Here is a 12485-nt window from a genome sequence, read left to right as displayed (position 1 = left end):
ACATATCATGTCTAAAAAAAGAACAAAAATGCTGGCCGTTGTCACTGCGTTACCGGCTCGGCTTTCCTTGGCGGACCAGGAGATCGTGCCGCTGCAGTATTTTCGTGTGCCAGAGCGTCGTCCAACCGGCGATGGTCCATGGAAACATGAGCCGGAAAAAATCGGCTGGCGCGATGCAACGACTGATCTGCCCTGCATCATGTTGCGCCATCCCAATGGAACCTTTTGCGGATACGTTGGCGTGCCAATATCGCATCCGTTATTTGGCTTTGAAGCATCAGCCATCGATGCGGGCATCGGCATCAACGTGCATGGCGGCCTGAATTACGCCAGCGAATGCCAGGCTCGTGTCCCGGAAGCCGTCTCTATCTGTCATGTGCCCGCTTCAATGCCGAGGCATGCGCAAGCCCGCTACGACTCGTCGCATGAGGCCGTTTGGTGGTTTGGCTTCTCCACAGATCATCCCGGCGATTTTGTTCCGACGCGCCCTGTCCAAAGCGGTGTTGCTGGCCTCGAAGTGTATCGCGATCAGCATTTCGTTTACAGGGAAGTTGTGCGGCTAGCGGGACAATTGGCGGCCATTGCTGACGCGCCCGTCTCTGCTCCTGCCGGTGAGACCCTGCAGCTACCGGGTTGGAATCCGAGCAACGATGGCGAGGAGCAGGACCATGGATAAGGACATTTCATACTCAGATCGTCGGAACCCCAATCTCCCTTGGGGCTATTGGCTCGTTGCTGACGAAACAGAAGCAGGCGTGAAAAACCTGACCGATGAGGATGGTCGGCGTTGGTCGTCTGTTCGGGAGGCGTTTTGGACGGGCAGGCTGAATATGCTGCCGCTTCGGACAGAAGTGAGAGACGAATCGCTTGAGATGTTAGGCTCGTTCCTGGCAGTGCTCGATCGAAGAATCATCGGGATCGAGGAGCAGGTAAATGATCTCTGCCATTCCAATTGGTGGATGACAATAATCCTCATGAACTGGCTGCAATCTATAGGCTTGGTTAAATTTGAAGGTCTGGGCACATATTCTTCCCATGACCCTTTGACACCTGAGGGGAAGGCTGTGCTGATCATGCTGGCATCGACCCGGCCGGCTGCTCATACGCCTTATCCTTTAGGCATGAGCTGGATAACTGCCCGTCAGGGACTTGACCGGGGGTATGATCGCGAGGTCGTTTCTGAGCTTATCCGCCGCCAGGAGCAATACGCAGATGGGTTGAATTATAGGTTCATGCGTGCCGAAATTGCCGGGAAGCCTTCGATCAAATTAGTCGGTCCGGACATCCAGCAGACCATCCCGTGCAGGCGGACCGTATGGTCGATGACGTTCACAGACAATTATGCTCGGGACCGCTTCTACCTGTGGCTCCATGAGCGCATCGACAGGTGGGAGGCTTGGGGTGAGCTTGCGTCGTTCAAAACGGCTCCGGCCCTTACCACGAGGCTGCTTGAACTGCGCTTCTGTGACGAGGAGATCGGATCCAGTTGAGGTTGCATTGGGAGACTTCGGGGCCCCGGTCGCATGCAACGTTTAGGAATCTGCGTCGGTCCTAGCCATTCTTGGGGATCAAGGAGGTGACGGGTCAAATTTAAAGAACTATCATCGTAGCGGTATATATCACGATCGAGGAACACCGAGGCTACATTCGCTAAAATGTAGCCTCGGACAGCTGCCTTCAGAATGCCCTGCTCAATTGAGTAATACCTTTAGAAAAGGCATGCCTCACCAGCAATTCGATGAAATGTGTGTTGTTGTCTTCGCGGTAGGACATGGACGCTGATGCTTTAGATCGGCTTGGCCCCTCAATAACAAATGAACCATCTTGACTTAAGACAGTCACATCACTCCAACTATATTCAGCTGGCTCTTCGCTGAAAAACTTTCTACGCCGCAAAATAACAGAAGAATCTTTTATAATCGCGTTTCCTGCCGATATCGATTGCCCTGTCTTGAGGCAATTGAGGATATCCGAGATGATACGATCTGCCAATGCCTTAAATAAGCGCTGCACAAAAGCATCAAATATTATTTGGTTGCTAAACTCTACGGTTGTGAGGCGCTTACCGTCGTGCCATGCAATCAGGTAATCGGTCCCCGTTGGAATGCCGTTGACCGATTTACGTAATCCGCCCCATCGAACATGCTTTACGTCATCAAGCGGTGTTGTTCGGCCTTTCCATTCTAACCCGGCGCTGCTGATTGCAAGGCGTGTTTTTGTGATTTTTCCGATATTAGCGGCGTAGGATATTTCTGCTTCGCGGGCACTGTTATCTTGCTCGATTTCCTCAAGAGTTTTGGAATCTTTAGCCAGAATTTGCGCAACTGCTGGAATAACACTGAAACTGCGCTCCAGCATCTGGGAAAGCCTTTTCGATTCTTGTGTCAGTTTATGCTGGTTGAAAAGGTCTATCGAAAGCCCCCGCACGAGATATGCAAGTTCTTCGCTTTCATCGTGCCTGCTACCGCGTATCTTCGCGCTCATATGGATTGGGTAGGTTAGCTCCTCCCACGTTTCGAGCAGCAAGCCGATTGAATCGAGAATAGGTGTTAGGGCGTCCGGTCGCGAAGGGGCAATCTCCCGGGCCTTGTCGACAAGGGTTTCAGCTGCCTGAATCTCTTTCAATATGAACGGATTAGCACGAAGCGCATAATCGTCGACTACCTCGTGGAGCGCGCGTGGGAATCTCCCTGTGTCGGCCGCGTTCTTCACCGCACCATACATCGCCTCAGCCATGTGGGCCGATGGGGCGCGATTCAGGATTTCTAAGACCGTTCTGCGCCATACAAGTTGGCGATTCTTGAGTGCGTCGGCGGCGACCTCCTCATTCGAAATGGGTGGTATGCCCGCGATCTCGCGATCTTCATTGATCTCGATGACGATGCGGTCAAGCCGAGCGTCATCGGCGGCCGAAGTCAATACATTGAGGAACTGCTGAAGGTCTTCGGCCTTCGAGGGGGGCGATCTCAGGGCAGCGTATGTGATCGCATTGGCTCTAGCCAAGCCGGTTAAGGGCAGATCCAGTATCTCATTATATCGAGCGGCATCGCATGCCTTTTGCGCCATGCCGGGAGCAACACCAGGGAACCAACCGAATTCCGCTTCAATGCGTCGACGCGGGTTGGTCAACGTAGCCCGAGCTTGTTGACACGCTTCGGCGTCGTGAAACAGCGACTGGTTCTCTGCAGCTTCCATGATCCGCGATGGATCATCCCGGGTTGTTACCGCAAGGAGCGCAAACGGGTTAAGGTCATTCATCAAGTCACTGGACACGATTGCGTCCTTCATTTTGCAGGGTGAAGCGACGGGTTCCGATACTCGCTTCAGCAATGGATCGTTGGCTGGCGACGAACTGACGGCCGCCGCAGAGTGAGTTGAACTCCTCAATTGCAGCATTGAAGCTGTCCAGGTTCCGGTTCATTCGATCTGGATCGGTGTATTTGAGGCTCTCCAGCTCAGATTTCTGAGCAGTCAACCTAATCTCTTCGGCTAGACAATACTGGATCTCAGACACCGTCAAAGGAGCATAGCCAGGAGACGGTTTCGTCTCTACTCCTGGATCGACAAATCCACCGTATTCTGTTTCCGAGCCGAGCCCTTCAATGGAGCCATCGAATGACTCGGTTTCGCTCTCTGATGTCTCTTCCTCTGGTTCTGCTGAGAGAGCTATGCCAGTATCGCCAGAAAGGGCTTCCTCTGCCGGGGCTTCAGCAGACTCATAGCTTTCAGCGTCGTCGCTATAGCTATTGTCGTCGGAATTGATGGCAACCGCCGAAAATATGCAGACAACAAAAATTACAATGCCCGCGATCCAGCACCCTGTATTTGTGTTACCGGATGCGGCTAGGCCATCGTTATGAACTGTTTCGACCGGTGGAGCCGATTTCGCGCTGTTAGTCTTCGGAGGCGGTGGGGTTGCAAGAATTTTTTCAGCCGATGCGATCGCAGCATCGGCATCAGTGCTGAACGAGGAGAGTCCATCGAAGCCAGTCGGGGCGGGTGCAGCCATGGATCAAAATCCGATTGGATTGCGTTCGTCAGGGTCGCGAGAAGGACATCTCGCTAGGGCGGCGTTGATCTCCTGATCCTCGATTTGAGTTTTGCGAGCCTTGGCTGCCAAGCGGCCTGCTTCCCGCACCACAAAAGAAGCGTCGGACAGCGGTCGACCGGAAAGCTGCTGTGCCAATTCGTTCAGGTCCGAGATGTTGTGCGGGATATCCTTGAGCAGCGCTTTTAATAGCCCGCAAACCTCATCTTCCCCGGCATGATCGACATGGATCACGTGATCGAATCTGCCACGCCGAAGGATCGCTGCATCGATTGCGTCAATCTGGTTCGTCATTCCGATAACAAGGACACGGTTTGCACTTGCTTCTGGAATTCGGCGGAGAAATTCGGCCACTTCTTCAACATTATGCTGGTGAGAGGCTCCATCACGGCTGGCCAGGAAGGCGTCCATCTCGTCGATAATCACTACAGAGGGCGCAGCCTTCATTGCGGCTGAAAACACCTCTGCAACCTTGCGCGAAGTTTCGTGGATATACGGGCTGGCAACGCTGGATGCCTCGATGGAGAAACTAGGCCATCCCAGATGGTCGACTAACCTTTCCACAGCATAGGTTTTTCCGCAACCGGTTGGACCTTCAAGAATGATGCCCCCCGGAAAACGCACGCCCATCGCAGCGTATCGGTCTTCGTCGCGCACGATATCAATGACATGCTCATTGAAGAACTCTGACAGATACCGTCTTCCGGCTAGCTCGAATGGGCCGAGCGGGCCTCCCTGGGCTGTCTGGCCAACACCGGGATCAATGGTGGCTGATTTCAAGTTCAGAGGCTGCATGGGGGTTATCGCGGCAGAATCGAGAAGCTCGGAGATTACTTCAGGAGACAGCCAGGGTGCGACTCGCCTCAGCGCCACCACGTCATCAGCCGCGATGTCGACGCCACCTGTCAAAAACGCCCCGAGGTGACGAGCCTTGCTTTTGAGGGGCAGGCTGGCCTCGCCGAACGTGATGATCCTGTCGAATTCTGCGAGGAAGATTGAGTCTGGCGTAATCGCTGATACGTCCGCCAATGCTCGGGCAAAACTCTTTGCCGCCTCCAGGTTTGGTTTCTTGTTTGCCTGACCGAGCGCTGAGGCCGGACCCACCGTTTTCAGGAAGTGGAAATCGTGGCCTGCGAAATTGAAGGTCTGCCAAGGCAGGGAATGAGATACATCTGGGGGGAGAATGTCCTTGGCTATAACAATGCTGCCACCCTGCCTGCGCTTGTGCACCCAGACACCGTGATCAGACACGAAGCTGGCGCGCCCGAGTGTATTTCCGTCTGGCAATTCCAGACCCTGAGGGAATGGCGATGCCTTCATCATCCCCTCACGATGTTGACGGCGGCAAGCATCTCTTCTTCGCCTACGCGGGTGAATCGCAGCTCGTCCAGGTGCATGAGGATTTCACGCAGCTTCTGAAAATCCTGTTGGCTCAAGGTGAGCCGGCCGTGATCGATCAACTGCCTGTATCTTGCCTGATCGGTGAACTGTTCCGGGCTATCTGCTAACCAATGGAAGCGCGCGACGATAAATTCGTCAGACCGCCACAAGATTGTGACGTTCCGGGTCCGCAATTCCGACAAATGCGCCTCAAAATCGCTTCCGCCAACATCGATCGAATGCTGTGCGGTTCGGACCAATGCGTCGAATTGTTCGGCCTCTTCAGGTCCAGCCAGATCGCGAGCCAGGCGGTTGAAGCTGTCCACCACAGCTTCAAGATCGATCTGTCTGATGGTTTTCAGATGGTCCTTGCGAAGTATGGATATCTCTTTGCGCGCAGCGCGGATATCATCGAGGGCTTGCTTGGTCTCTTCGGGCTGTGCTCGGTCGGCGTCGATATTTCCCGCCTTAATGACACGCTGCCTGAGCTGAGAAATACGCGGGTCGTCGATGTGTTCCTCGAGCGCATCGAGCCGTTCGATTGTGTCAACCGCCTCGACGGCTACAAACCCAGCGGCCTGCGAATAGTCGATCTGGGCATCTTGACGGGAATAGAAGTTGTGACCGCTGCTGAATGATCCGCCAATGCTCGGCACTGAGATGTCAACACGAATGTTGCCGGAATCAGTCACCTCGTATTCGCAAATGATCTCGGCTCCGGTAGCGATGATACCCTCATCAAAATCTGTCCCTGCCAGTTTGAAGGTTCCGATAAACACGTTGTCTTCAATCGGCTCTTGAATAGACCCTTCCCACAGCTTGAAATTTAACGACCCGGGACTCCCCGTTCGCAGCGTCTCGCCTGCACGAAACGTCTGCGTCCCCTTTTTGGGGAGCGGATCGCCAGCTCGCACCAATGGCTGCAGCACGCGCGCACCGTTCTTGCTCTCAAGCACCTCAATGCTGATTGTGTGAGAGGCCGGAATTGCGTCAATCGAAGCGGCCGTTCGGCTGATGACGATGCGGTCATTAGGAATCGAGACTGGCCCGCCATTGGCATCGAAGACAAACACCCGGAATGTGTTTTCGCCCGGTTTGGACAGCGGCAGATCGATTGAAGCACCATTTCTGAGCGCTTGCCGTCCCGACGACCATCCAGTGTCCAGACTATCAACCTGGAATTCGCCCTCGGATCCCTTGACGTCGCGGGCAACGATTTTTGCTGAGACATCGGGCGTGCGGGCGACATACGCGAACTCAATGCCAATCGAGGACAGCGAACTGCGTGCAGCCTTTCGACCTCTGCTCTGCGTGGTCCAATCAATTGATTCGGCAAAGATCGCTGCGCCTTCAGCGACAGCGGTCATTGGGTTGACATCGGTTGAAGCCGCGATGCCAAGCTGAAATGCCACCTTATCTCTCAGCGGCTTGTATTGCGTTGGACCGCCCACGAATACAATTCGATCAACGTCATGGGGGCTTATTCCTGCCTGATCGAGCGTCTCGCGAGCAGATTGAATGCCCTTTTCCAGGGTCTCTTCTATCAGCGCATTCAGTCGGTCCCGGTTGAGCGGGATATCAACGTAGATTTCTTCGCCCTGACGATCACGAACCCCGATTTCTGTCTCCGAAAGGGCTATCACCGTATCCTCGGCGTGGGATAGTTCGATTTTTGCCTTCTCTGCTGCCCATGTCGCCATTCTGACGAGTGTCTTGAACTGGGGATTAGCGACGAAGTCGTCCCCGACATCAAAGTTCTCGACCAACCACGGTTTAACGACATTGTTCATGAGGGCCCGGTCGATATCCCTCCCGCCGCACATCTCAACTCCGCCATGTGCAAGAAGACTGACCCTTCCCTTCATGCTCTGTGCGATTGCAATGTCGAGAGTTCCGCCACCAAGATCGAAGATCAGGAATGTGCCGTCATTGTTTCGCTGCCGCATCACGCTCATGACAGCGGCAACCGGCTCCTGCATCAGCGCAACCCTGCCAATGCCTGCCGACTCAGCTGCTGCGAGCGTCGCATCTTTCTGCATCTGGTTGAACGCTGCGGGAACAGTGATGACCGTGCCCGTGTCCCCGCCGTTGCGCATGCCCTCAGGCAGATAGCCGAATACTGTGCGCAGGATCTCTGCCGAACACTCTTCGGGCGTCATTGCCTTGTCCAAGGCCTTCAGATTGATGGGCGTGCTGGTCCCCATCATTCTCTTGAAGAGCACGGCCGCATTGTCAGGGTTTCGGGCGGCGTTGTTGTAAGCTCTGGAACCAACAAACTTATTGCCTCGCCGATCTAGGAAGATGGCCGATGGCGTAACGTCATGCTGCTCGGGACTCTTGTAGAGAGTCACTCGCTCGCCGTCATAGCTGGCTATAGCGCTGTTGGTGGTTCCGAGATCGATGCCGACGTATTCCATTTTTCTCACTTTCTGAGCATCATTGTGCCTGTGCGACGAACGCCATCAGCGCCCATCACTACTGGCTCCATCATCTGGTCGACGAATAATTCGTCATCTGCGTCAAAGTCGGCTGCGTTCAGAGCGGTAGCTGCCATACCTGGCTGATAGGGCTGGCCCTCAAGGTCAACGATCCGCAGGCCGAGCGGAGCCAAAGAATCTTCCAGCTTGCGATGGAAATATCGAACCTGATTGGACTGTCGGCTGGCGGACTTGATGTCTCGCAAGTCGATCGACTTCTGGAACATGCGGCATAGGCGCCAGCTTTCGACAGCCAAGCCGATCAGCAGTTCCTCAGTTTGAGCCTGGTCAGACACACAGCACCCCTTTCGCATTGACCTTTATGGTCTTCCTAAAGGGTGTTTTAGGATCGATGTGCTGCAGTCACCAAGCGTTTACCGGCATGACTGGAAAGATTTCTCATTCAATTTGGGGGGATGTTTTTGCGAAAAATATCGGATGCCGGAATGCCTGCAAATATCAGGTCGAACGTTCACAGTTGGATGGCGTTGAGCCAGCGGAATCCGGATGACTATGCTACTGTCTGAGCGGCAGACAGATCAGGATACCTTACGTCTCCGGATTGGGATCATCAAAACCGGCATTAACCGATGAAATTTCGTTACGCCCCCTCGGGCTGGCTCGAAACACATGCCGATTTGGCGAGCTGCACAGTTAGCAGCGTCATCTGCAGATGACCGCACTCTGCAAGAGAATTCCTTACAGATGAAGTGACTGACTGGATGTCAGTTGTGAGGGGAAAAGGGTTCCGAACTCTTAACCGCCCCAGGCTCCTGCTCCGCACTTAGCCTGAAAAAGTAAAGGAATTACTAATGGAGTTTAATTTTTCCACCCAGTCACTCAATGACAACACTCCTCAGGATTTCAAAGATCGGGAATTTTTCTGGCGTGCGCATTACATCGCCTTTGCAAAAATGTTCACGAAATTCCTTGCGAAGCAGCCGCCCGCATACGTGACCGACTGGCACTGGCGTGATTTGCTGGAATACGTCGATCAGAGAACTGAGAAATACGAGGGTTTGAACTTGTTTTTGCGTGTCGATCCGAAAGATTGTATGAAAGTGACCAATTTCGACGTCCATCTTGTCGGTATCGATCAAATCATCTGCCTTTCCGAATGCCTGCCTTGGAAAGACCCATCAGATGGTCAACTCTACATTCGTCCTAAGGGCAAATGGAATGTTTTTACAATAAACTTCTTTACGGGCGGACTTCGGATGTTTTTCGTGAAGAAGGGTGCGATGCGGCGCGGCCATGCTCTTGGACAGCAGGAATGGCGTGATCGAGTTCGCGATGAACTGCTGCAGCTGACCGGAAGTCGCTCCGAGTGAGCTCAGATCAGCGGGTTGGAACCGGTCCAGCCCGCTGATTTTCAGGTTATGTCTTTTCCACACCAAGCTTGCGCCCGGCAGTCCTTGGCCCACCGTCCTTCGGGGCTTTCCCCAGCCCGAATGATTTCGCCAGCTCGCTGCGCCTGGCTGCATATGCGGGAGCGACCATTGGATAATTCGCTGGCAGGCCCCATTTGGCCCGATATTCGTCAGGGGTCATGTTGAATTGGCGCTGCAGATACCGCCTGAGCATCTTCAGCTTTTTCCCGTCCTCGAGGCAGACGAGATAGTCGTCCTTCACAGAGGACCGAATTGAAACCGCAGGTATGGGCTCAGGCTCAGGCGCTGCTTCCTGTCCGGCCGTCGCAATGGCCGCGAACGCGCCATGGACGCTGGCAATCAGGTTCGGGAGGCCTGCCGCTGCCACGCTGTTGTTGCCGACATGCGCTGCCACGATATCAGCCGTAAGGCTGATCAATGTATCGCTGCTAATTCCTGTTTCTTCGGTCATTACGGTCCCTTTGTCACCGGCTGCCTTCGGGAAGATTAGGTTTTCCATCCATGTCGATCCAGCACATCCGTTGGATAAGCTGTAAAATTTCTGTGGACCATCGGTAAGGCGAGCAAATCAATACAGCGAATTTGTCAGGGTTGCGTGCAATGGGTATCTGATGGGCATGACGGTTTTGGCGCTCCTTTTGATCCAGGCGACAACTATCCCTGCAGGCCAGTCGTTCGACTGCACCCCGACCCATGTTTGGGATGGCGATGGGCCGGTATGGTGCGCTGAAGGGCCAAGGCTCCGATTGTCAGGAATTGCGGCCCGGGAGATGGACGGATCCTGTTCGGTTGGACATCCCTGTCCCGATGCAAGTCCCATCGAGGCTCGCGACGCTCTTGTGGACTTGCTGGGCACGAGAACAGGAGTGGGCCAGCACGGGCATATTCTGCTCAAGGGGCCGACCATGCGTTGCACGTCAACAGGTGGTGCTGGCGGAGACAGGACCGGAGCCTGGTGTGTTTCGCCGCGTTCGGGCGATATCAGCTGTGCCATGGTCAAGGGCGGCTGGGCAGCGCGCTGGGACCGATACTGGCAGAGGCATGTCTGCCGGTGAAGGAATGGGGCAAACCTGAAAAGCCGGAGCGATGGCTCTATGTTGAGGCCTGGATCATCGGGTTGGTGATGCTGACCGGCATTGGCCTGTTTGCCTACAACGGCTTATCAGGCTGACATTCTGGCGTAGATCGCATGTGCGCTCCACATCTAACAGCTCCAGAGCCGGATATAAGAGCCCTGCATTGGCAGCAGTGAGAAGCCTCGCTGGGGGTGTTTGCGTTCCCACGAGACGATAGCTTGAACGCGCGCCACAGGCTTCCAAGGCTGGATAGAATGGTTGCTATACCGACCAGGAGTGAACCGTCGATCGTAACCATTGTGATCTCCTTTCCATGAGTGCATGTTCTATTTCTGTTCTCATGTAGGAAAGGTGATTCTGGCATGGCGATAACGCTTCAGCCGATTCCGGCTTCAGCTTAGCAACGATACTGGCTTTCGATGGCGCGCTGGCTGGCCGACGGTATTTCTCAATGCTTGCGGCTCGACAGATTCTTGCGTTATGGAGCCAGCCAGCTCGAATTGGCCTCACTCCTCCAGGATGGCCAAGACCCGACCTATCAATTGGTTGGCCTAGCTTCGCATCTCCGCGCAAGGAATGGCCAGATATGACTGATCAAAAATTTCCCTGCATCGTTTACCGTCGGTTTCGCGATAGCGAGCCACGGGCAAACCTCTATGCTCAAATCCAGCAGAATGAGGCTGAAGCGGAGCTCCATGCTCTTGGGTATGCCATTCTTGGGGCACATTCTGATATAGAAATTGCGCCGCCATTTTGCGGACATTTCGAGCCACGGCCAGCCTGGCAGAATGCTATCGATGCAGCAATCGCCTGTGCGTCGGCACATGGAAGGTGCACCCTAATCGTGTTGCGATCCGATGGAATCGGAAGAGGTGACCCATTCTTGCCAGATGAGTCTGAGCAATTGTGCGCGCAGGAAGTGGACATTCGCATTTGCGGCTTCTCCCTGCGTAGCCATGCCACGACCACGTCGCTGAGAGACTCTCTCGCGCGTTTCCGCAGCTTCAAAACGTTAGAGGGCACATCGCAAGCGAGACGCTTCGTTTCGATCCGATACCACGAGCCTGACCGCAAGATTGTGATACGCGTTGACCGCTGGAAGGCATTGGTTCGACTGTATTTTCCAAACCATGCCATGACGCCGTTGAAGCTTCGGTGGCGCTCATCCCAGCGTCCTGCTTTTTCTGTCGGGCCTTGGGTATCGGAGGAATGGCTGGAACTAGTTATTCCCCCCCAATCCGCAGCGTATCTGGGTTCATTTGTTCAAGGTGATCCAGATCCGACTGTGTTTTGGTGGCGTTTCAAGATCGGCGAGGGACGCGAAACGGAAGTCGGAGATGTTTTGATCCAGCATCGAGATCTCGATGCGCCCTCGCTGCCAGTAAATTGGTTTCGCTATACACCGGCTGCGCACCACGAAACTGATTATTTGTGGGACGACGCGCCCCCCGTTGAAACGCACCGTCTCATTCTGCGAAATTGGACGGAAGCGGATTGCATAAAGATCCATTCCATGCTCGCTGAGGATCTGGATTCGGATGTCGCCCGCCGCTGTGATGATGAAGGCATTGAGCTCTCAGACTTAAAGATTTTTGCAAGCCTTGGGAAATCTGGGCCGACGGTTTGGATCATGGAGCATAAGGCGACTAGATTGCCGGTAGGCATCTGCGGGCTGCTCTGCGACGAAGAAACCAGCGAAGGGGTTCGCTGGCAACTTTACTGCATCCTGTTACGGCACATGCAGGCTCAAGGATTGGCCTTGGAAGCGGCAACATCAGTGATCGCGACAGCATTCAACGACTGGAACGCTGCAGAAGTGGCAATGACCTTCGCTGCGAACTGTGATTCAGCACGCCGACTGGCGGAACGCCTGAGAATGGAATTAGAGAGCTCTCCCGATCAGGAGGCCCAGGCAGCGCACGACTGCGGACATATAACGTTCAGCATCGATCGCCGGCAATTTTGGCGAACTGGCCGGACGCCCTACGCGTTGGTGGATCAATTGCTGCAATCGAAATGAAACATCCTAGGATACGTTTTCTATTTTTTCGATAAAGTTAATATGTCAAGCAGGCGCCTGCGCAGCGTCATATCAAATACCGGAGTGGCCTCG

General features: G+C 54.3%; 12 protein-coding genes. 6 read left to right on the top strand and 6 right to left on the bottom strand.

The window, feature by feature from the left end; all coding sequences use genetic code 11:
• Nucleotides 1-7: 7 nt before the first annotated feature.
• Both OPU69_RS15120 and OPU69_RS15115 read left to right on the top strand, forming a co-directional pair.
• A complete protein-coding gene (locus tag OPU69_RS15120; RefSeq protein ID WP_498512141.1) occupies nt 8-676 on the top strand; it encodes a hypothetical protein in 669 nt (222 codons plus the stop codon).
• Nucleotides 669-1490 (top strand): hypothetical protein, encoded by an 822-nt coding sequence (locus OPU69_RS15115; protein WP_498512139.1) that lies wholly within the window; start codon nt 669-671, stop codon nt 1488-1490. Before OPU69_RS15120 ends, OPU69_RS15115 begins: the two co-directional genes overlap by 8 nt.
• A gap of 187 nt (nt 1491-1677) precedes the next feature.
• On the opposite strand, the gene OPU69_RS15110 is transcribed toward OPU69_RS15115, so the two are convergent.
• From OPU69_RS15110 to OPU69_RS15090, 5 genes are read right to left on the bottom strand one after another with little or no spacing between them, the layout of a single operon-like run.
• Nucleotides 1678-3273: a hypothetical protein gene (locus tag OPU69_RS15110; RefSeq protein WP_498512137.1), complete on the bottom strand. Its 1596-nt coding sequence runs from the start codon at nt 3271-3273 to the stop codon at nt 1678-1680.
• Nucleotides 3263-4009: a hypothetical protein gene (locus OPU69_RS15105; RefSeq protein WP_498512135.1), complete on the bottom strand. Its 747-nt coding sequence runs from the start codon at nt 4007-4009 to the stop codon at nt 3263-3265. Before OPU69_RS15105 ends, OPU69_RS15110 begins: the two co-directional genes overlap by 11 nt.
• Nucleotides 4010-4012: 3 nt before the next feature.
• Nucleotides 4013-5371 carry an ATP-binding protein gene (locus OPU69_RS15100; RefSeq protein WP_498512133.1) on the bottom strand — a complete coding sequence of 453 codons (1359 nt, stop codon included), beginning with the start codon at nt 5369-5371 and terminating at the stop codon, nt 4013-4015.
• The gene (locus OPU69_RS15095) at nt 5368-7845 is read right to left on the bottom strand and encodes an Hsp70 family protein (RefSeq protein ID WP_498512131.1); all 2478 of its coding nucleotides are present in this window, start codon (nt 7843-7845) and stop codon (nt 5368-5370) included. Before OPU69_RS15095 ends, OPU69_RS15100 begins: the two co-directional genes overlap by 4 nt.
• A 5-nt stretch (nt 7846-7850) precedes the next feature.
• Nucleotides 7851-8201, bottom strand: coding sequence for a hypothetical protein (locus tag OPU69_RS15090; protein WP_498512129.1), 351 nt, complete (start codon nt 8199-8201; stop codon nt 7851-7853).
• Nucleotides 8202-8717: 516 nt separating this feature from the next.
• Between OPU69_RS15090 and OPU69_RS15085 the strand changes: the two genes are divergently transcribed.
• Complete coding sequence (locus tag OPU69_RS15085) at nt 8718-9236, top strand: hypothetical protein (RefSeq protein WP_498512127.1); 519 nt, start codon at nt 8718-8720, stop codon at nt 9234-9236.
• 46 nt (nt 9237-9282) lie between these two features.
• Here the strand turns inward: OPU69_RS15085 and OPU69_RS15080 are convergent, their stop codons facing one another.
• Nucleotides 9283-9747: a Ros/MucR family transcriptional regulator gene (locus OPU69_RS15080; protein WP_498512125.1), complete on the bottom strand. Its 465-nt coding sequence runs from the start codon at nt 9745-9747 to the stop codon at nt 9283-9285.
• A 166-nt stretch (nt 9748-9913) separates the two neighbouring features.
• Between OPU69_RS15080 and OPU69_RS15075 the strand changes: the two genes are divergently transcribed.
• The 3 genes from OPU69_RS15075 (at nt 9914) to OPU69_RS15065 (ending at nt 12392) form a co-directional block, all read left to right on the top strand.
• Nucleotides 9914-10351 carry a hypothetical protein gene (locus OPU69_RS15075; RefSeq protein WP_498512255.1) on the top strand — a complete coding sequence of 146 codons (438 nt, stop codon included), beginning with the start codon at nt 9914-9916 and terminating at the stop codon, nt 10349-10351.
• Nucleotides 10252-10467 carry a hypothetical protein gene (locus OPU69_RS15070; RefSeq protein WP_498512265.1) on the top strand — a complete coding sequence of 72 codons (216 nt, stop codon included), beginning with the start codon at nt 10252-10254 and terminating at the stop codon, nt 10465-10467. Before OPU69_RS15075 ends, OPU69_RS15070 begins: the two co-directional genes overlap by 100 nt.
• Before the next feature lie 491 nt (nt 10468-10958).
• Nucleotides 10959-12392 (top strand): GNAT family N-acetyltransferase, encoded by a 1434-nt coding sequence (locus OPU69_RS15065; RefSeq protein ID WP_498512123.1) that lies wholly within the window; start codon nt 10959-10961, stop codon nt 12390-12392.
• The last annotated feature ends 93 nt before the right edge of the window (nt 12393-12485 follow it).

Source organism: Blastomonas sp. 34TW, assembly GCF_059803595.1.
Note: the sequence above shows the minus strand (reverse complement) of the source record. Positions and strands in the feature narration are given on the sequence as shown.

Excerpts from the sequence above, each read along its gene's own strand:
- OPU69_RS15120 (WP_498512141.1), top strand. The coding sequence starts at position 8 with ATGTCTAAAAAAAGAACAAAAATGCTGGCCGTTGTCACTGCGTTACCG.
- OPU69_RS15115 (WP_498512139.1), top strand. The coding sequence starts at position 669 with ATGGATAAGGACATTTCATACTCAGATCGTCGGAACCCCAATCTCCCT.
- OPU69_RS15105 (WP_498512135.1), bottom strand. The coding sequence starts at position 4,009 with ATGGCTGCACCCGCCCCGACTGGCTTCGATGGACTCTCCTCGTTCAGC.
- OPU69_RS15100 (WP_498512133.1), bottom strand. The coding sequence starts at position 5,371 with ATGATGAAGGCATCGCCATTCCCTCAGGGTCTGGAATTGCCAGACGGA.
- OPU69_RS15095 (WP_498512131.1), bottom strand. The coding sequence starts at position 7,845 with ATGGAATACGTCGGCATCGATCTCGGAACCACCAACAGCGCTATAGCC.
- OPU69_RS15085 (WP_498512127.1), top strand. The coding sequence starts at position 8,718 with ATGGAGTTTAATTTTTCCACCCAGTCACTCAATGACAACACTCCTCAG.
- OPU69_RS15080 (WP_498512125.1), bottom strand. The coding sequence starts at position 9,747 with ATGACCGAAGAAACAGGAATTAGCAGCGATACATTGATCAGCCTTACG.
- OPU69_RS15075 (WP_498512255.1), top strand. The coding sequence starts at position 9,914 with ATGACGGTTTTGGCGCTCCTTTTGATCCAGGCGACAACTATCCCTGCA.
- OPU69_RS15065 (WP_498512123.1), top strand. The coding sequence starts at position 10,959 with ATGACTGATCAAAAATTTCCCTGCATCGTTTACCGTCGGTTTCGCGAT.